At 44.7% G+C, this 21,355-nt stretch carries 13 protein-coding genes; 6 read left to right on the forward strand and 7 right to left on the reverse strand.

Going from position 1 to position 21,355, the window contains the following annotated elements; genetic code table 11:
- Nucleotides 1-478 precede the first annotated feature (478 nt).
- Entirely contained in the window at nucleotides 479-694 is a 216-nt protein-coding gene (locus dnm_RS29880) for a RelB antitoxin-like protein (RefSeq protein ID WP_207680511.1), read from the reverse strand.
- Between the two features lie 154 nt (nucleotides 695-848).
- The gene (locus dnm_RS29885) at nucleotides 849-2,957 is read right to left on the reverse strand and encodes a rubredoxin-like domain-containing protein (RefSeq protein ID WP_207680512.1); all 2,109 of its coding nucleotides are present in this window, start codon (nucleotides 2,955-2,957) and stop codon (nucleotides 849-851) included.
- Nucleotides 2,958-6,269: 3,312 nt separating this feature from the next.
- Here dnm_RS29885 and dnm_RS29890 point away from each other — a divergent pair.
- Entirely contained in the window at nucleotides 6,270-6,422 is a 153-nt protein-coding gene (locus dnm_RS29890) for a hypothetical protein (protein WP_207680513.1), read from the forward strand.
- Nucleotides 6,423-6,436: 14 nt separating this feature from the next.
- Here the strand turns inward: dnm_RS29890 and dnm_RS29895 are convergent, their stop codons facing one another.
- From dnm_RS29895 to dnm_RS29915, 5 genes are all read right to left on the reverse strand, one after another.
- Complete coding sequence (locus dnm_RS29895) at nucleotides 6,437-7,633, reverse strand: SPFH domain-containing protein (RefSeq protein ID WP_207680514.1); 1,197 nt, start codon at nucleotides 7,631-7,633, stop codon at nucleotides 6,437-6,439.
- 204 nt (nucleotides 7,634-7,837) lie between these two features.
- On the reverse strand, nucleotides 7,838-8,995 hold the full coding sequence (locus dnm_RS29900) for a prohibitin family protein (RefSeq protein WP_207680515.1): 1,158 nt from the start codon (nucleotides 8,993-8,995) through the stop codon (nucleotides 7,838-7,840).
- Nucleotides 8,996-9,084: 89 nt separating this feature from the next.
- Nucleotides 9,085-11,238 carry an ATP-binding cassette domain-containing protein gene (locus dnm_RS29905; protein WP_207680516.1) on the reverse strand — a complete coding sequence of 718 codons (2,154 nt, stop codon included), beginning with the start codon at nucleotides 11,236-11,238 and terminating at the stop codon, nucleotides 9,085-9,087.
- Between the two features lie 156 nt (nucleotides 11,239-11,394).
- Entirely contained in the window at nucleotides 11,395-11,823 is a 429-nt protein-coding gene (locus dnm_RS29910) for a HAMP domain-containing protein (RefSeq protein WP_207680517.1), read from the reverse strand.
- Between the two features lie 92 nt (nucleotides 11,824-11,915).
- Complete coding sequence (locus tag dnm_RS29915) at nucleotides 11,916-12,749, reverse strand: hypothetical protein (protein ID WP_207680518.1); 834 nt, start codon at nucleotides 12,747-12,749, stop codon at nucleotides 11,916-11,918.
- 979 nt (nucleotides 12,750-13,728) lie between these two features.
- On the opposite strand from dnm_RS29915, the gene dnm_RS29920 reads away from it, so the two are divergent.
- The 5 genes from dnm_RS29920 to dnm_RS29935 all read left to right on the forward strand — a co-directional run bounded on the left by dnm_RS29920 (nucleotide 13,729) and on the right by dnm_RS29935 (nucleotide 21,353).
- On the forward strand, nucleotides 13,729-16,935 hold the full coding sequence (locus dnm_RS29920) for an ABC transporter substrate-binding protein (protein WP_207680519.1): 3,207 nt from the start codon (nucleotides 13,729-13,731) through the stop codon (nucleotides 16,933-16,935).
- A gap of 124 nt (nucleotides 16,936-17,059) precedes the next feature.
- Nucleotides 17,060-18,583 carry an Eco57I restriction-modification methylase domain-containing protein gene (locus dnm_RS29925; protein WP_207680520.1) on the forward strand — a complete coding sequence of 508 codons (1,524 nt, stop codon included), beginning with the start codon at nucleotides 17,060-17,062 and terminating at the stop codon, nucleotides 18,581-18,583.
- A gap of 210 nt (nucleotides 18,584-18,793) precedes the next feature.
- Nucleotides 18,794-18,916, forward strand: a complete 123-nt coding sequence (locus dnm_RS31435) for a hypothetical protein (protein WP_276571836.1) — start codon at nucleotides 18,794-18,796, stop codon at nucleotides 18,914-18,916.
- Between the two features lie 27 nt (nucleotides 18,917-18,943).
- Complete coding sequence (locus tag dnm_RS29930) at nucleotides 18,944-19,105, forward strand: hypothetical protein (protein ID WP_207680521.1); 162 nt, start codon at nucleotides 18,944-18,946, stop codon at nucleotides 19,103-19,105.
- Nucleotides 19,106-19,766: 661 nt separating this feature from the next.
- Nucleotides 19,767-21,353 carry an ATP-binding cassette domain-containing protein gene (locus tag dnm_RS29935; RefSeq protein ID WP_207680522.1) on the forward strand — a complete coding sequence of 529 codons (1,587 nt, stop codon included), beginning with the start codon at nucleotides 19,767-19,769 and terminating at the stop codon, nucleotides 21,351-21,353.
- Nucleotides 21,354-21,355 lie beyond the last annotated feature (2 nt).

Below are 21,355 nucleotides of genomic sequence, written 5' to 3' on the forward strand. Positions count from 1 at the left end.
GGGTAGCCAGTTTACCTGCCACTGATTTGGCAGGACGGGGTTTGCAACCCCGTCAACATCCGGAGTGCCAAACTTGCAGTTTGGCAAAACTTCGCAATGTCAGGAATATTGCCAAACTGCAAGTTTGGCACTCCGGAGTTGGTGGCGCGTCAAAACTGCATCCGCGGGATTGACGGATTAAACTTTTCTTTAACTGAGTTAATCATTTAAGGAAAATAACGATAAAAATCCCGCCGATTTAAAGCCCGCACCATCTCAATCATGTCTCCGTGAACTTCCAGTCCTGATAGTCCCCTATTCTTATACGATATCGTTTTGAATATCCCCTCATTGCTTTGATGTCAGATAGTTCTCTCAGTGTCCTGAGGCTTGGCAGAGTCGTAAAAGCCAACTCAACTATTTCATCGTAAACAGGCTGTTTTTTTCAACTTTTTAACATCTCTTAAAAATGCCTTACGATAATAAATTTTCAATATGATTATTCCTCTAAGTATTTCAGGGATTCATCACGGTTCAGCAGAGGGGTCCTTTGCCCTTCATCCATAGCTTTGCCCAGGCAGTAATCTTCCACTGATTCTGATAATTCATCTGTCGAAGCGTCTTTTTTGGGAAGAATTTTATTCCAAAGCTCAATGGGAATCAGAACAGCCCTTGGTTGTCCATCTTTTTTCATCAGATATTCAACTTCAAACATAATAAAATTTATAATTATAATTAATTAAAAATTTAAAGTTGGGAACATTGCCAAACTGTAAGTTTGGCACTCCGGAGTTACTGGCAAATCAAAACTGAATCCGCCGGATTTGGCAAATAATCCGGCGGAAAGTTTCTGATCTGCTGATATTATCTTACCAATGCGGACTCTGAGGCGGAATAATCCAGTATTCCATGCCTTTTCTCCTGAGCTCATTCGCCATATTTCTGGCATCTGCCTGTGTCAGTCCTTTGAAACGGACCCTGTTAACCAGGCCGAATCGTGGCAGTTGCTTGGTCTCAATATCAGTGTCTCTGGGGTCCATAAGGCGCAAATCCGCATTCTTAATCTGGGCGATTCTTTTGGCTGCCCCGGCCGGTTTGGTAAATGCCCCGATTTGCAGTTTCCACAAAAACTTGTCCGAAGCATCCCCTGCCCATCCCGGAGACGGCGCTGATCTTGACCCTCTGGAAAGTCCGGCATCCGGCGGGGGGGCAATATTTTTCCCCCAAGTATCCAAATCCCCTCCGTTACCCAGGCCGGCCCCCATGTCAGTGGCCAGACCAGCCCCGACACCGGCTCCGGGTCCCGTGGCATAAGAATCATCTTCACCGCTATATTGGACAAATCGGCTCCGATCTGCCCCGCATATGGGGCATCTTTCAGGCGGTCTCGGGCCAGTATGGATATAACCGCATTCCGTACATTTCCATCGTTTCAAAGGTTCGGCCGGCAAAACCCCGCCGGTTCCCCCCAGAATACTCGCGTCACAGTCCAGAGGATCAACACCGATACTGACACATAAGCGTTTGTGTGCCACCAACATATCCACAACCGCCTCATCCCGGCGGAGTTTGGACGCCATTTGTTCAAGATGCCGCTGGGTGACATCCAGCTGGGTCAGGCCCCTCCCGCCATAACGGACTTTTTCTTTGGCCATATCCAAAAGATTGTCAGCCAGAATATAGGCTTCTTCAAGCAATCTGAAACGGTCAATCTTGATAGCATAATCCAACAGCGCAATATGTACCTGGGTGATCACACCCACGGTCAGCATGAGACGCTGGGCCTTGGCCATCTCCACCGCTTTTTCAGTACCTTTCATATTAATGTACGCGGCAGGAAGATTGAGCAGGTCCCAGCCTACGCCGGCTCCCACGGAATTCCATGTCTTGGAAAGAAGAAGCCGGTTTGCATCATAATGTGTGCCTGCGAAAAAATTCACACCCGGAAAAAGTTTCAGAAAGGCATTCTTAGCCTCCTGCTTCTGAATCCGAACCTGCATGTCGCTCGCAAACAAATCCGGACGGTTCACCAGGGCAAATTCCTCCAGTCTGTCAATATCAAGTTCTTTGACATGGGGAAGTGCGGCTATGATCGGTTTGATAGGCGGACGATAAAGGGTGAATTCCACATTCTGGTTAATCCCCATCAGCTCGGCCAGTTTCAGGCGCGCTTTGGACAGATCCGCCTGAAGCTTCCGTATGGTGATTTCCAGCTCCTTGAGCCGCATATCCGCTTCGGTGGCGTCCATGGCATCCATGGCCCTCATTTTTACAGCATCCGCTATGTTTTCCCTTACGCCCTTGAGTTTTCTTATAACAGTATGCACATAATCCAGGGCATCCTCAACAGCAGCCGCCTGCCAGTATGCCTCGGTAATATCCAGCGCGAGAAACTGTGCCTGACGATGGCGGCGTTCTTTCAGAAGCCGTTCCTGCATCTGGGACTGACCCGAACGAACATATGCCATGGCCGTGTCCAGCACATTCCATGTGAGGGACAGATTGGCTTTTCCGCTGTCCTTGAGTTCGGACACGGTGTAATCTTCTACATCCCGATCCTCTTTCCAGTTGTAAACATCGCTTTTTCTGAGCTTATCTTTATATTCATACCTGCCATCAATGACTAACCCGGGCAGCATTTTAAGTTTATGCGCCAGAGTTTCCTTGCTTGCAATCTCCCGGTTAAAATCTGCCACTCTGAGGGCAAGATTGTTCTGCAATCCGTACCGGATCGCATCCTCCAGCGTCAACGGTTGTGTAAGATCAACGCTCATGGGAGGCTTAATCAGTTCCACATCCCTTCTGGCATTTTGTTCCCGGCTCCGTATAATTTCATTTTCAGTGGGCATTGTGGCACAACTGCCCATTATCAGAATAACACACAGGAGCAAAAAGAATTTTCCCAGTTTCCCCCACCGATGGGAAATGGTTTCAAACCGTTTCCCGCGTGATGCTTTTCCATCTTTTTTCTTAACCATAAAAACACTCCGTTCTCCAGGCTGACATTTTTGTTTTCAGAAAAATACGAATCACCTACTTCACCATCTGACCCAACGTTAATTATTTACTATGTTATTATTACAGATATTATTGGAAAAAATCCTTTTTTGTCGCACGAAGAGATTTTCCCCTGCGTGATTTCTATTTCCGATAATGCCTGATATATAATACGACCATGACAAAAATTTTCGGCATGGAAACCTGAAAGGTTTTCAAAATTTCGCATATCCTTAAATTTGGCAATAAAAGACACCTGCCCCGGTAGTTAATTATTCAAAAACCCTTTCCTTGTCAAGTTATTTCACGCTCATTTCTGAATAATGACCATGATATGGCTGTGACAATGAAGGATAAAAGTTTTGTAATTTTTTTTTATTTAATATTTGAGACCTGTTTCTTTGACCACAATATATTTTGCTGATTATAATAGTTTTAGGGGAGGGCGGACCAGGGTCTGTAAGTGCGGCATCGTGTAGCAGCTAATACAAAGATGCCGCCCCCGGGGCTTGGCCGCAATGCCGCCGACTCAGGCACTTCGGAACGGCTCCGGAGTGCAAAAATTTTATTTTTGCGCCTGCGAAAAAACATTTTTCGCACTCCGGATAATATACTGCACACTGTCACCTGGCCGCAATGCCGCCGACTCAGGCACTTCGGAACGGCTCCGGAGTGCAAAAATTTTATTTTTGCGCCTGCGAAAAAACATTTTTCGCACTCCGGATAATATACTGCACACTGTCACCTGGCCGCAATGCCGCCGACCCGGGCTCTTCCTAATGGCTCCGGAGTGCAAAAATTTTATTTTTGCGCCTGCGAAAAAACATTTTTCGCACTCCGGATAATATACTGCGCACTGTCACCTGGCCGCAATGCCGCCGACCCGGGATATTCCTAATGGCTCCGGAGTGCAAAAATTTTATTTTTGCGCCTGCGAAAAAACATTTTTCGCACTCCGGATAATATACTGCACACTGTCACCTGGCCGCAATGCCGCCGACCCGGGATCTTCCTAATGGCTCCGGAGTGCAAAAATTTTATTTTTGCGCCTGCGAAAAAACATTTTTCGCACTCCGGATAATATACTGCGCACTGTCACCTGGCCGCAATGCCGCCGACCCGGGATATTCCTAATGGCTCCGGAGTGCAAAAATTTTATTTTTGCGCCTGCGAAAAAACATTTTTCGCACTCCGGATAATATACTGCACACTGTCACCTGGCCGCAATGCCGCCGACCCGGGCTCTTCCTAATGGCTCCGGAGTGCAAAAATTTTATTTTTGCGCCTGCGAAAAAACATTTTTCGCACTCCGGATAATATACTGCACACTGTCACCTGGCCGCAATGCCGCCGACCCGGGCTCTTCCTAATGGCTCCGGAGTGCAAAAATTTTATTTTTGCGCCTGCGAAAAAACATTTTTCGCACTCCGGATAATATACTGCACACTGTCACCTGGCCGCAATGCCGCCGACCCGGGATCTTCCTAATGGCTCCGGAGTGCAAAAATTTTATTTTTGCGCCTGCGAAAAAACATTTTTCGCACTCCGGATAATATACTGCACACTGTCACCTGGCCGCAATGCCGCCGACCCGGGCTCTTCCTAATGGCTCCGGAGTGCAAAAATTTTATTTTTGCGCCTGCGAAAAAACATTTTTCGCACTCCGGATAATATACTGCACACTGTCACCTGGCCGCAATGCCGCCGACCCGGGCTCTTCCTAATGGCTCCGGAGTGCAAAAATTTTATTTTTGCGCCTGCGAAAAAACATTTTTCGCACTCCGGATAATATACTGCGCACTGTCACCTGGCCGCAATGCCGCCGACCCGGGCTCTTCCTAATGGCTCCGGAGTGCAAAAATTTTATTTTTGCGCCTGCGAAAAAACATTTTTCGCACTCCGGATAATATACTGCGCACTGTCACCTGGCCGCAATGCCGCCGACCCGGGCTCTTCCTAATGGCTCCGGAGTGCAAAAATTTTATTTTTGCGCCTGCGAAAAAACATTTTTCGCACTCCGGATAATATACTGCACACTGTCACCTGGCCGCAATGCCGCCGACCCGGGCTCTTCCTAATGGCTCCGGAGTGCAAAAATTTTATTTTTGCGCCTGCGAAAAAGCATTTTTCGCACTCCGGATAATATACTGCACACTGTCACCTGGCCGCAATGCCGCCGACCCGGGCTCTTCCTAATGGCTCCGGAGTGCAAAAATTTTATTTTTGCGCCTGCGAAAAAACATTTTTCGCACTCCGGATAAGACACCAATGCCCCCGACTCAGGCACTCCCGAACGGCTCCGGAGTGCAAAAATTTTATTTTTGCGCCTGCGAAAAAACATTTTTCGCACTCCGGATAAGACACCAATGCCCCCGACTCAGGCACTCCCGAACGGCTCCGGAGTGCAAAAATTTTATTTTTGCGCCTGCGAAAAAACATTTTTCGCACTCCGGATAAGACACCAATGCCCCCGACTCAGGCACTCCCGAACGGCTCCGGAGTGCAAAAATTTTATTTTTGCGCCTGCGAAAAAACATTTTTCGCACTCCGGATAATATACTGCACACTGTCACCTGGCCGCAATGCCGCCGACCCGGGCTCTTCCTAATGGCTCCGGAGTGCAAAAATTTTATTTTTGCGCCTGCGAAAAAACATTTTTCGCACTCCGGATAATATACTGCGCACTGTCACCTGGCCGCAATGCCGCCGACCCGGGCTCTTCCTAATGGCTCCGGAGTGCAAAAATTTTATTTTTGCGCCTGCGAAAAAACATTTTTCGCACTCCGGATAATATACTGCAAACCTGTGACTCCGTTATAATCAGTCGAGTTTTAGTGAATGTGGCTTTTATAATATTATATGCAAAAAAAGTTTGATCACCGAGTATCAACAGATCGAAAAGTTTTCGGGCTGTCACAGGACGGACGGGGGAAGAAACCCGGCTTTTTCCGGCCGGAGAGAGCGCCCCGTCCGGGAAAAAAAGCCGGGTTTCTTTGCCACACCGCGCACGGTCCGGAAATTTTTCGATCTACTGAGTATAATCACCAGATGGAAAAAGCTTTGAACGAGTGTGTATCTGAATGTTCCATTTCTGAATTGTTGTTTTGTATTTTCTGTTGACATTGTGTGTATTTTTTTTTAGTTTGTAACTGAGATATAAATAAAGGCTCGGAAATTAATCCAAGCTAAAAGCAAAAGCAGGCTGAAGCCCTTAATCCGGAACTCATGATCAGCCACAAATTTAACCTGGACAGCGTATAAAAGCGGATGGTACTAACAAGGAGATATGGAAAATGAAAAAAACTGAGGTAACAAAGGTAAAAAGACTGAAGGTCAGCACCGACATCAAAGGGGGAATCACTGTTCCTGAATACGAGGGACCAAGAAGAACGGGGAGAGTGTGCGATATTGTCAACGGAGAAGCTGTCAATTGTCGTAAGCCTTAGTGAAAATATAAATATCACCGTAGGTTAAGTCTGAAGAGCCGGACGCCTGGCTGCCCTTTTCTTTTATTGGTATTCGACAGCGTATCAGATGATTTATTTTCATCGGCTTTGATCTGGTCAGCGTATTCTCTGGCAGTTTCAGAGGAATTAAGAGCGTGACCGGAGACCTCGGAAGTAAGCGCGGGTTCTGGCAAGGTAAGATAAGCGTCATTCGGAACATATAACGATTTAATATTCGGCGAAAGTTTTCTGATATACTGATAAGTAAGCAAATCAGGGTTCTGAGCTAAGGCAACAGCAATTAATTTGAATGCCTCTGCTTCAGCTTTCGCCTGGAGGAGCCGGGCCTTGGCTTCTGCGTCGGCCGTAATGAGAATCGCGTCTGCCTCTGCTTTGGCACGAATTCTGATCTTGTTTGCCTGACCCGCCGCGAGGTTTTCGATTTGTCTTGCCTCATATATCTTTTCTGTCTCCTTTTGCCCTGCCACCTGCTTTTGTTCGACAGAAGCCGCATATTGAGAGGTGAACGCAATATTCCGCACCAAAAAATCTTCCATGATCAGCGAATTGAAGCTCAGAATAATTTTTAACTGTTTGTAAAGTTCTGTTTCCACATCTCCCCGCCTGTCGCTATTTACTTCATCAACTGTGTATTTGGACACGGTAATGCGTATGACCCCTCTTACAGCCGGACGAATAAAATCCCGAATATAGCGATCCTGCCAGTTAATATGGAGCTGTACCACTTTTTCAGGATTAATTCGAAAAATAATTGAAGAATCCAAGATCACTTCCTGACCGTCAGCGGTTCGGGCCGATATTGAATCATCTCCTGGTTTCTCACCCTCCAAAGGCTTGCCTGACATGGTATAAGTTTGCCAGTAAAGCGGGTAAATAATAAGTTCCTCAGCCAGGGGAATAATCCAGCGCAGTCCCGACTGAACCGGACGGGGCCGAATCCCATTTGAGGACACCGCTGAAATCACCACCCCGATACTTTGCGGCTCAATAAAGACCAGGCTGGCGCTGAAAATGCTCAGACTTATCAGCAGACACAGTGGCATTACAATCTTTCTCCATGAAAGCAATGCGTTAAATGCAATTTTGAATCCATGTTTCCGGGCATTACGCGTAAAAAGAATAATTTCAATTGCTGCGAATAAGGACCAGGCCAGGATGGTAATCAGATGAAGGAGACTGTCAAGATTCATATCAGTATATTTTCCCTCTGTTGGTATGATTCCGGGTTTTTTATTTTATTTTTTTACTGTATGGAAAGTTATAAAAACGGGTCTCATCTACATGGATTAGTGATAAGCAGGGATTATGTGCAACCGGAGCGCAATAATCCCTGCTTATCACTAATCCGTGTAGATAGCGACCGGAGCATCCGGAGCATCCGGTTTTTGTTTTCTTCAATTTTCAATTTTCTTTTTTTGTTGTTGCGTCGCGGAGGACCCCGTAGGCTTGACAGATATCTGCGGACTGATTGGTATCTCAAAAGGATTTGAAAAAGGCAAGGTCTTTCCGGAATTCATATCCCGGGGTAATGGTAATATAACAGCAGTTTTGTCAGGCAGCAACATCACTTTGACATCCTGAGGCAGTTCATTGATATGCTGATACGTCAGCAAATCAGGATTCTTGGCTAAAACAGCGGCAAGCAACTTCAGCGCATCTGCTTCGGCTTTTGCCCGGATGACATGGGCCTCGGCTTTTGCCTTGGCTTTGAGAAGAATTGCATCTGCCTCGGCTTTTGCCTGAATGGTGATTTTTTTTGCATGACCCTTTGCCAAATTTTCTATCTGCTTTGCCTCATATTTTTTCTGCTGTTCCCCTTCGAGGGCCACCTGCTTTTGTTCGACTGAGCTTGAATATTCGGATGAAAAAGCAAGATTCCGCAGGAGAAAATTTTTCACTATCAGCCCTCTTTTGCTGAGTGCCCGGCGCAATTTTCCGGAAAGCGTCAGACCCATGTATATTCGGGATTTGCTGTTTACCTCATCTACTGTATATTGAGATACATAGGTTCTGATCACACCTCTGACTGTGGGACGTACCAGTTCCCGTATATAGCGATGCTGCCAGTCAATATGGAACTGAACCACTTTTTCAGAGTCAATCTGAAATATGATGGAACAGTCAAGAATCACCTCCTGTCCGTCAGATGTTCTTGCTCTTATTGAATCATCCCCGAAATGCTGACCTTCGGCTGGCTTGCCGGACATGGTATAAGTCTGACAAAAAACAGGATAAATAGCAGTTCTTTCGGCCAAAGGAAGAATCCAGCGCAGGCCGGGCCGGATCGGCTGGTTCCGAATTCCCTTTGCTGACAGGGCCGAGACCACCACACCAATTTCATGGGGCTGAACAAAGACAAGGCTGGCGCTGAGAAAATTCAACATGATTATCAACACTAGGGCTATCAACAACTGTTGAAATGAAAACAGTTTTCTGATTGCCGCCTTTATCCCGTATTTCCGGGTGTTACGCACTAAAAAGATGATGGTAAGGACTGCAAACAGCAACCAGGCCATCATGGTCATGAATTCAAGTATCTTATCAATAATCATACAAATAACATTCCCTGAGTAAAATTGAGAATTGAGAATTGAGAATTGAAAAGTTTGCGATTTTCAATTCCTGATTTTAATTTTCAGTTTTACGGATGGGCAATCACCAGCAGTGTCTTTGTCCGCCGGAGGACGCAGCCCATGGCCTTGTGAAGATTTTCAGGATCAAGGGCTGCAAAGCTCTCATCAAGGACTATAAAATCCGTTTTTTGGAGGAGGGCGCGCGCAATGTAAAGACGACTCCGCTCACCGTGAGACAGCTGCCACCCGCTTTCTCCGACCGTTTGCTGAAGTCCCGCAGGCATACGGTCAAGCAGATCACCCAGCCCCAGTTCCCGACATATGATCTGAGCCTCTTCAAGTGCCTCGCGTGTCGGGGGCCATCGCCGTCCCATCAGCAGATTAAAGGAAAAGGTTTCCGTGAGTACATGATTTTCATGAAACTGGGGCGCAGCCACCACCCGCTTCCGCCACTCCTGAATCCCTATGGTCTGCCAGTCAACGCCCCGTAACAGGTGAAGACCGGATTCAGGAACCCGCAGACCTGCCAAAAGTGCCGCCAGAGTTGACTTGCCTCCGCCCGAAGGCCCTTCTAATAACAGACAGTCCCCTTTGCAAATTTTCAGACTGCATTTTCGCAGGACAGGCCGGCCATAATCATGGTAACGGAAAGCAATATCCCGGGACAATAAAATTGGGGCGTTGTCATCATCAGTATTTTTATCAAGTTCAGACGGGAGAATGAATGACAGAGATTTGCTGTTCCCGGGGCGGGCTGCTGCCCGGAAAAGAGGCCCGGCCTGGTCCCAGGCTGTCCTCACCCCTACGAGACTCAGCAACCCTCCGACAAAACTGGTCAGCGACTGAGAAGCAAAGATGATTCCGCCCAGGGTCACTGCCAGTTTTGCCTGTGAGTCAGGTGAACTGACGAAGCTATAGGCAATTCCGGCAAGTCCCACAATCAGCCATCCCCGTGAGGCACACGCACTTAATATCATCCCGACCCGGTCCAGCCGTTCTGAAAGTTTCAGATAATGGTTCAATGCCCGGTCTTCTTCGTCATGCCAGCGCCTGTCATCTTCCTGAGCCAGACGAGTCCGGTGTCCCACCATTTTCTCAACCAAATCGTTTGTCATTTCCCGGGACGCCTCGGTCCAGTTCTGATTATGCTGATAGTATCGCCAGCATATCAGGAAGATAACTGTCATCCAGGCCAGAAGTGACAGCGAATGCGGCCATTCCCCGACACCCATTGAAAGGATGATCGCGGCCATAAAAAGCTGAATCACGGAAAGCACAGTGGTAAATCCGCCCTCCAGTGCCATTGATTCCAAAGCTTCGGACTCCATCACCCGCCCCAGAAACTGGCCTGCCCCCTGATGACGAACTTCCTCAGGTTCAAGTCGGAGCGTGCCGTATAACAGACGCTGTTTGAACAGAGTGCCTGCTCCGAGGGATATGATGCTCTGAATCCAAGTTTCCAGAAGATGAAACGGAATAGCAGTGAACAAAATCAGGGCCCAGGCCAGAAGCCATGCCTGATCAAAATAGCCTTGCAACACACCTTTTCCGATGATCCACCATCCCAGAAACATGAGCATCTGCCGGATGCTATGCACTCCGATAAGTATGAACAAATGATGAGGAACGCGTGCCCGACAGATATGAGTCCGAAAACCAGCCCCCGGAGACAGGCGTAACAGCCGGCAGCCGCGGACTCGGGACTCGCTGAGTTGTTCTTTTAAAACAGAGGTTTTTACGCGGGACCGGCGGGGTTCGGGAATACCAGCTTCTATGAGCAACTGATCAATCCACTGCGTCAGAGGCCCTTCCAATTCAGCCGTCAGGGCTTCCCGAATAACTTGGGGGCTAACGGTTCGAACTGATAACTCCGGTGTGATGATGGATATCCCCCGCCATCTGTTTCTCAGAAGGGCTAAAAAACAGGGCGTTTCTCTTCCCGACAGGCGGATCAGGGCAGGTCCGGCATGACGAAGCATCTGCTCAACCTCTGTATAAGGCGATTCCACAGGTTCAGCTTCAATGTCAAAGCGACCCGCGACAAACTCAATCCAGTGTCCCAGTCCCTCTTCATCTGTCTGCTCCAGGTTTTCAGGCGGTGTCGGGGCTTCCATGGGAGCTGACAATAGGCCTGTCTTCCGAATCAGAACTTCAATGGCCTCCCCCACTCTCGAAACAGGCCAGGCAAATGTGTAAAGATCAGAATTGCCTTGTTGAATCATAAAATTATAATTTACATGGTTCCAGAATTAAAATCTCAGCAGAACGAAAACCCATTGAGAATGCCCCTCCCGGGTCGTTTCGAATTGGAAAATCCGAAACATTTACCACGGGGCTGAACGTGTCAGGGAATATTTCTGGTCTGCTGAGATGTTGTATCAGTCCAACTTACAGGTGTCTTTATACTTTTTCAATTTAAGGATAAGATCATTTATTTTTGCAGCAAGCCCCTTAAGCTCATCGCCTTTTCTCAGCTGTATGGATTCGACATCTTCGCCCTGAGCCAGTCTGTCAAGCTTTTGCTCAATATTATAGAGCGGACCTGCGATTTTATGGGTGATGACAATGCAAAAAGCTGTGATCACAAAAGTCAGCGGAAAACCGTAACAGATCAGTCTGAAAAGGATCTGATAATGAATGCGGCTGATTAACGCATATGGAACAAAGTTGTTAATAACAGGCCATATCGTGATATACACGACACATCCGGTCATGAGAGAGGATAGGATGGCAAGAAAAAGGTACTTAATGGTTATCCCAAGCTGCATGTTTTTGTTAATCAGATAATTACGAAATTTTCTTTTCATCAGAATCGCCTCTCTTGTTTAATGACTAAGTTCCGAATAATTTTAAAAAAATTTCGACCTGTTAATTGGCGGACGCTTCTTACGCAGATTTTTTAATTTGCGTGGTGTGCGAAATCTGAATTTGTCTGCGATTCAGACTTGCTATGACCGGACTTCAGATGGCCGTGCGGGCCATAATGGTCCCAATCTCTGTCTTTCCCGATTTCTATGTTCAGGTCATTTTCACATGCGGCCCTCCATTTTTCATATATCTCTGGCAGCCCTTCTGCCAGTATTGTTTTCACATCTTCCTTTCTCAAGCCGGGAATATTTTTTTCTCTTGAAAAATAAACGAGTTTGCGGGATTTCCGAGGTACTTCGTGCATATGCGACATGCCACAAAAAATCGGCGGCTCTTTGGGAAAAACAATATTAGAATTTGGTGAGCCAAAAGGGGGCAGCTCTCTCCAGCCCTGAACCGCAAAATGGGAAAACGGAACTTCCAGCCGATTAAAAAGCTTTTTGATAACTGTTTCAGCACCATGATCTCTTAACGTTTCATACACAAGGATCGTGGTTGGAATTCCTTGTCGGGCCGCCTGTTGTCTGATCATTTCCGTGGTTTTATAAGCCAGGATAAATTTTTCCAATGTTCTGAGGGTTGGCCACCAGGAATACCAGGAAGCCCAAGTTCTCAGGGGAGCGCGACCGATAATTAAAACCTGAAGCTTTTCCGGCGGAAGCCCTGCTTCCAAAAGTACGTTTAACGGGTTGAAACACGCTTCTTCCTCCCAGTAAGGCCCCAGAGTTTCTTTCAGATATATTATCCCCCCTGGCTTTTGCGGTAATGACCAGCATTTGTCGTCTCCCTGCAATTGCCACCTGAGAACATTTTTAAGCTCCTGAAAATGCGACTCGACCCCCACGGATCCGAAAACTCTCAACATAATGGTTGTCCCACTTCTGCAGGGTGATACAGAAAGAATCACTTGCGGAACCTTTTCCGGGGTCCCGATGTTCACTCTGTTTATGATTGCTTGCCGTGAGACGGATTGTTTTCGATATGTTTTTAAAGTATCCTCGTTCATAGTGCCTCTTCTTTTCAGTGAAACATATTTATCTAGTCAGCAGATTGAAAAGCTATGAAAAAAGTTCAGCTTGGATTTGTTAATCCGAACTTAGCAAAAAGGGAAGCTTCTTTTCTCCACGCTTCTGATCGACTACATTACAGGCTGTATCTGTAATTTTTTTTATTTATATAGCCTGCTATGAACCGCATCAATACAACATCTGATGCAATAATGTCAATATTTTTAATAAGGTTGCCATTTTTAATCCGCTGTTTCCGGTTTCAAATCAGCAAACGGGATTTCAACAGATTGTTTTTGTTAAATCAGACAAAATTCATATCCGTTGCAAAGCTGAATCGGAATATGCTTATAAAAAATGTCATTGACTATATCTTTAACATTCGTTAGATAACATAGTATTTTTTTAGGAGTAAGCTGAAACTATTTTATATTACGGAGAATTGCTGGCTTTAAACCAAATCAGATAACAGATTTGGTCTTTCCAAAAAGACGGGAGTTTTTGGTTGCCAGAGGGCGTTGGCAGCCTTTTTTCAAAATCAGATTTCCTGAAATTTTTAACACTGGAACATCAAGGCAAAAGTTCGTTCCCTCCTGTCTGCCTATATTATTTTGATTTTAAATGAAAATATCGCTGAACAAAGGGGAAACGAATTTCCGACTTGCTGTAATAGGAAAGGCAATCCGAAATCTGAAACAAATTCAGACGGTATTAATTTGTTTTTCGGATATTGGTATCCCAGATTTCGGATAGGACCGGACAGGCTCCCTTTTGAGCCAAATTCGTTTGAAAACTGTAATTTACTTTAAGAAAGGAATTGAAAGGAGGCAATGGGCTATGAAATCCGCTGACGGATTAAGGCAGAACATTTTTGTCATGAAATTTTTTAGAAATTTTCTTCTGACCACTGTAATTTTGTCCCTGATGATATGGACGGGTTGTGAATATTTTAAAGGAAAAAGTGAAGGCATACATATTGCAGTGGTGGTTCCCCAGAATACTGTGGCCGGAAAATCCCACATCCAGGGCGTTAAACAGTATGTTGATGAGGTCAATAAAAAAGGAGGTATTAACGGAAAAAAAATCATAGTAGATGTTTTTGATGACCAAAATAGCAGAAAAGCCGCTAAGGAGAAGGCGACTGAAGTTGCGAAAAAGGAGCGTATAGTCGCTGTCATCGGACATAGTTCCAGTTCCAATTCCCTCAGTGCAGGAGGAGTTTATAAAAAATATGAAATTCCCGCAGTCGCGCCGAGTTCCACCAGTGATAAGGTTACCCTGGATAATGACTGGTATTTCAGAACTGTGTTTAACAACAGTTTTCAGGGCCGGTTTCTGGCCTATTATGTAAAAAAAATTCTTGGGCGGAATTCAGTGTGCATTATCCGGGAGGATCCCGAACATAGTTCCGGCATTGCAGAGGTATTTGCAGATGTTGCGAAAGAACTGGGACTCGAAGTAAGATACACAAAAGAGTTCAAGGTGAAAGCCCCTGATCTGGACAAAAATTTGGAACAGATTGTCAACGAGCTGAACAATGAGAAAAATGATAGCGCAATTTTTCTCGGAACACATGCTCCCGAGGGGATCAAACTTTTGAAACTGATAAAGGACGCAGGTATAAAAAATCCTGTGATCGGACCCACTGCCTTTGGTTCACAGGCATTTCAAAGGGGCTTTGAAGCATTCCCAAAGGAAAAAGAAAAACCTGGTTATTATACGAATGGTCTTTACATTGCAGTCCCTCTGATTTTTGACACTGCTAATGAACTGGCCCAGGATTTTAAAAACGCCTATCAGAAGAAATATAAAGAAAAGCCGGACTGGATGGCTGCTTATTCTTATGATACGGCCATGGTGATTGTCAACGCCATCGAAAAAAACGGGATTACAGGAGAACCAGGCACCATTCAGTCTGATCGGAAAAAAATCAGGGATTATCTTGCAAATCTGACTGAAATTGATGATGCTCTGGAAGGGACAACCGGTCTCAATTATTTCGACAAAAATGGTGACTGTCCAAAGCCGCTTACCATAGGGGTTTATAGGAATAAGAACATTATTTCCGCGCTGGCTCAGTTGCAGCCGGTACGTCATATGAGTTTAATTCCCGATCTTGAAGAATCGCTTCGTCAGGAAAATATATTGGTCTTTGATGACCAATATATGTATAAAACAAAGGTTGTTTATTCCGGCGTGGAAATCAACAGCGTCAGTGAGCTTGATGTTGAAAGCCTGTCCTGTCTGATTGATTTTCACATATGGTTTCGATATCAGGGGGATTTTGACGCCCAGAATGTAAAATTTCTCAATGCTATTGATCCTATTCAATTGAAAACGCCCGTTAGAAAAGCGGTCCCGGCTGTGGTAGCAAAAACTGTGGTCCCGGCTATACGTAAAGAAAGAGCCGCTGGCTCAGATATGGCAGCAGAAATATCAGATGCAGATGCGGCAGCAGAAACATCAGATGCAGATGCGACAGCAGAAACATCAGATGCAGATGCGGCGGCAGAAACACCGGATGCAGATGCGGCGGCAGAAACACCGGATGCAGATGTGGTGACAGAAACAAAGACAGATACAGATGATAAGCATCAGGCCAAAAAGTGTACAACGGCAATGCTTGTTAAGGAAGAAAAAATGGGCGGACTGACCTCCCGTCTGTACCATGTCAAAGCACATTTCAGAACCGGCTTTACCGGGGGCCGACAGCAGGCCATTGAAGAATATCATGGAATGGGCTTCAGATTCCGTCATGATGAGTTAAGCAGAAACAACCTGATTTATGTGACAGATATACTTGGCATGGGCCTGTCAGGCGGAACATCTTTTAAAGACAAGATGAAAAAAGACAGTGTTCTCAGTCCTGAGTATGGCTGGGTCATAGATAACGCCCGATTTTTTCAAAACACCGCTGAAAAAAGTTCAATGGGAGATCTGAGATATCTCGACATCCAAAATAAATTCGTGGAATGTTCCCAATTCAATTTTGATGTGATGCTGAAAAAAGACACGTTCAGCCTTCGAAGAAAAATTTCTGACAAAACTGCCAGCTATCTGGCAGTGATCAGTTTTATCTTGCTCATATTTCTTGTGATCGCATCTTTTAATAAATCTTTTAACCAGCGTTCCAAATCCGTTTGGTTTCTTCAAGTTGTTTCCGCGTTTTTTCTGCTTCTGTCCGCTGAGGTTGTTTTATTGAAAATACTGGCAGATACAGAGGCACGCTATCTGAAACTTGTCATTCTGATATTTGATGTGCTGTGGTGGCTGATACCTGCTTTCTTTCTGCATATGGCGTTACGGCCTTTTGTCTGGAAACCTATGGAAAAGCAAACAGGTCGTCCTGTGCCCAATGTTCTGCGCCGTTTTCCTGCCTATATTATCTATTTTATTACAGGCTATGGAATCATCGCTTTTGTATTCAACCAGAACATCACCAATTTAATGGCAACATCAGGAGCGGTTGCCATGGCTGTGGGTCTTCTTGTTAAGGACAATATTTCCAATTTCTTCGCCAGTATCTCGATCATCCAGGGATATGAAATCAGAATGGGCCAATGGGTGAAAATTGACGGTTTTGATGAAGGAAAAGTGGAAGAGATCACCAAGCTGGTCACCCGGATCAGAACAAGAGATAACGGATTGCTGAGTATTCCCAACAGTGTTGTACTGGGATCCACAATCCAGAATTACGGCGATCCGGATGATATTTACCGAATAGATTTCACCTTGGAAACGGTTCCGGAAGCTTCGCCTGATGAGGTAACAAAAGTGATTGAAACCGCTCTCCGTTCAACAGAGGGAATTTTGAAAAATCCCGAACCGTTTATTATCTTTAAAGGGCAGGGAGATTCTTCTGCTATCTATACTGTTGTTTTTGCTGTAAAAGACTATACCAACAGAGCTGGTTATCTGACAGCAGCTTGGAAAAGCGTATGGCGTCATTTTGAAGATGCCAATATTGAACTTGCCACGCCGCATCGTTTCCACCATCTGATTGAGGAACCGCCGTCGGAGTTGGTTCAGAAAGATATGGCTTAATTTACTGAACTTTTTTTAACCTCAACACTGCGCTCCCGTCGGGTTGACAAATCCGGCGGGAATGTCAAGATGATTCAGGAGGCATGGCATACTTCAGGGAAAATGATTTGGAGAAATATTTGTCATGGTAGCTCCGGCAATCAGAAAAAAAGACGAATTCCAGGCTTTCTATACGAATTGTGATTGCATTACGTCATACATGGTCGGCCTTTTGCAATGCGACAACAGCACAACCGTTCTCGAACCCTGTGTCGGAGAGGGTGCGTTTATTGATGAAATTGTTCGTAACGGCTTGTTCCCCAATATTAAAGCATATGAACTGAGTGATGTCAGTATCGCGAAACTATATGAAAAATACAGAGAGATTCCGACGATACAAATAGAAAAAAAGGATTTCTTACTCCTGCTTCCCTTGTTTGAAAAGAGATTTGACCGGGTAATTGCAAATCCTCCATATGGCGCATACCAGTCACCTGAGAAAAGAAAACTGCTCAGGAAAGATTTTCCAAATATATATGCAAAGGAAACTTATGGTCTTTTTTTGGCCCGGGCAATGGAGATGTTAAATCATGGTGGCCGACTTGTCTTTATTATACCGGATACTTATTTAACCCTTCATATGCACGAGGGACTTCGGAAACTGCTTTTAAAAAATTACACAATCGAATCAATTACACTTTTCTCATCCAATTTTTTTCCTGGTGTTAATTTTGGTTATGCAGGGTTATCAATTATTTCAATAGTGAATAAGTCACCCGATAAAAATCACAAGTTCCCTGTATATAAAGGATTTAAGGAAGTATCTGAGCTGCCCCTGCTGCTTACCGATAAGAAGAAACAATATGAAATTTGCCAGCTTGCATACAGGCATATAAACAAAAACCCGTCTTTTGCGTTTTTTACCTCGTCAAAAAGCTGGGTTGCATCTGCAATTCATTCAGGAATTTCAAGAGTTGGTGATATATGTTCTGTGGTAACGGGGTTCTATTCCGGGAATGACGGCAAATATCTGAGACGTTCTGAATCGGTTACAAGGGGAGCCAAAAAATACGCCCTGATAAATGCTGATGAAATTTGCAATGAAGACCTGTCAAAAAATCTGCCTTTAAACGGGTTGGCAGAATCTCCGCATTGGGTTCCTATTGTCAAAGGCGGAAACAGGCGGTTTTATAAGCCTTCGGAATGGTTTATGGATTGGAGCAAAACTGCTGTTTATGATTACAGGGTTACGAACAAACAAAAAGCAAGATTTCAGAATTCTCAATTTTATTTTAACCAAGGCATCGCTGTTCCAATGGTTTCGTCATCGTCAATAACAGCTTCATTAATTGATGGCCGTCTGTTTGACCAGTCAATTGTCGGAATATTCCCCCATGAAAAAAATGTCTGGTTAATATATTACCTGCTTGGTTTTTTTAACAGCAAAGTGTGTAATGAATTGATAAGAACCATAAATGCAAGCACAAACAATTCTGCAAATTACATAAAAAAAATCCCCTTGATTATTCCGAGCGTTGATATACAGGGGCAGGTTGTTACCGAAGTAAAACGGCTTGTGTCAATGGGAAAAAGAGCTGTTATTAATGAGAAGGAGCTACAAAAGCTGAATGTTTTTTTTGATGAAATATATGACGTAAAGAGCGCATAACAGGGCGATGCCCCGCGGTTTGTTCTAAAAGCGATTTGGCTTTCTATAGGGAGGAAAATATGAAAAAGTGCTTGTTGTCTTTGATAGTTGCAGTTCTTGGCATGATTACCATCGTAACAGGAACTTTATATGCTTCTGAAATTATAGATAACGTAAAAATTCGAAGCCTGGTCATACATAAATGAAGATGACAGCGGAGCCAAAGGAAAAATGGCGGCACTTTTAATGGCATTTGCATTGGGAAAAACGGTTCAGTTGGTGACAGAGGGGGTTGATGATACCAATGCCGGTCATGTGTGCAGAATTATCGAAGTGACTGTTTTAGGCGAATAAATTTATCGCACAGAAAAGATTGCAATCATGCTTACAGCAGAAGAAATAAAAAGAGAGATAAACTCACTTCCGGAAAAAGAGTATGTCAGGCTGAGAAAATGGTTTTCAGAAAAAGACTGGGACAAATGGGATAAAAAGATTGAACAGGACTCAGAACACGGAAAGCCGGACTTTCTTATTACTCGATGATCAAATTTTTTTGACCCGATTCGAATAAAAAGTTTGTCATTCCTGCGAAAGCAGGAATCCGTTTTTGACCGATGCGCCAATTCCGGAAGCAGTGGATTCCTGCTTTCGCAGGAATGACAGAAAAAAATTTGAACATCGAGTTATTAAGGAAGCCCTTGAAGAGAAAAGAAGAGGAAAATTAAGGGAATTATAAATGCACAGAACAACAGACTAATTTTGGAAATATTTTTAAAAACTTTCGATTCATATAAAGGAAGTGGCGGAAAAAAAATAAGGATTGCTCTGAATTACCGTGCATTGTCTTTTGAGGACGCTGAAGATTTTATATGGGTATGGATCGAAACTCATAAAGAATATAACGCCATATGCAACTTTTTTTAACCGGGAGAGAACACGGACATACAGCGAATGCCACAAAGACACGAAGACATAAAAAAAAGCTTCGTGAAACTTCGCGCCTTTGTGCCTTCGTGGCATTATAAGTTGCACATCGCGTGAATATATGAAAATGATAAAATAAGGACTGTTCACAGACCGTCAGCGATTCAGAATGCGAAAATTCAATTTTCGCACTCCGGATAGCTGAACACTCAGATATTCAAGCATTCAAACACTCACAATATGCGCGATGGAATTTTTCAAAATCCTGGCAAAAGTGTCTTTGCAGAAGACATTATATATTCTGCTCATGACAGTAATCAGCGGAATCTCTGCCGGTGCTATCGTACCGCTGGTAGTTAACGTGACTGAAGATATGGTATCAGGAAAGCATGATCTGTGCCACGCGTTTCTTCTTCCGCTGACCGTGTTTTTATTCATCTTCACCAAACGACTGTCCCAGCAACACACCGTCATCCTGACTGAGAAACTCCTGGAAAGGACACTTCTCAGACTTGCCAATACCATTCGCCATTACGAGTTGGCAGAAATTGAAACACAGAATCGGTCCGATATTTTTCTCACAGCAGCAGATGCCCAGACAGTTACCGACGCGGCTGCCAAAAATGCTGATGCATTTCAGCACCTTGTTACAATAGTCGTGTGCTGGTTCTATGTGTTCTGGCTTACTTATCAGGGAGGAGCGATTCTTATACTGGCATTTTTGCTCATTATCGTTGTATATGAATTATTTCAAAACCTGACAGATACCCTGGCCAGTGAAGAAGCAGATACAGAAACAAAGCTGTTTGATTCATTTAACCATATCTTAGACGGATTTAAAGAGATCAAGCTCAGTCAGCGGAAAAATGATGATCTGTATGACAACTATCTCACACCGCTCGTATTGAAGGCTAAGGATATCAGAGCCAGAACCATGTTTTATTTCTCAGAATATGTTTTGTTCATATACATATGTCTGTTCGCTGTAATGAGCTTTGACATTTTTATATTATCATCATTTTATTCCCGGGATGTCATCATCAAACTTCTCATCATCACCATTTATATCAGTCGGTCAGCCATGGTTATTCTCAGCGATACGCCCTATATTATAAACGGACGGGCTGCCATGAAACGACTGGAAAGGATTGCCGAGGCGGATCATAAAACCGCCCGGAAAGATGAAGGGTTCTGCCCCGCATCAGGAAATGCAATTCAGGCGTTCACAAAACTGACGCTGGAAGACATCCGGTTCGACTATGGGGGATCTGATGATACTCCCGGGTTTTCCGTGGGTCCTGTTAATCTCACCATAAGGGCAGGGGACATAGTGTTTATTACCGGCGGAAACGGCAGTGGAAAATCCACCCTTATGAAAATTTTAACAGGTCTTTATTCTCCAACGTCCGGTGTATTCAAAATTGACGAAAAGCCGGTAAGCATGGCTGACTGGCGTCACTTGTTTTCAGCAATTTTTACCGACTTTCATCTTTTTGACGCACTTTACGGCCTGGACGCGGTTGATGAGGAAAAGATTCATGAACTGCTCGAACAGATGGATTTGGCCCATAAGACCCGATGCGTGGGAGGCCGGTTTACCAACAGAGAGTTGTCCCTGGGACAAAGAAAACGGCTTGCACTTATTGTCGCACTGTCAGAAGACAAGCCTGTGTATATTTTTGATGAATGGGCCGCGGACCAGGATCCGCACTTCCGGCAATACTTCTATGAATCCCTGCTTCCCTCATTCAAAGCACAGGGAAAAACCGTCATTGCGGTGACTCATGATGACAGGTATTTTCACGCGGCAGATCAGATGATTAAAATGGATTATGGGAAAGTGAGAGACGTGAGAAGTGAGAAGTGAGA

Source organism: Desulfonema magnum, from assembly GCF_017377395.1.
Classification (GTDB): Bacteria; Desulfobacterota; Desulfobacteria; order Desulfobacterales; family 4be13; genus Desulfonema_C; species Desulfonema_C magnum.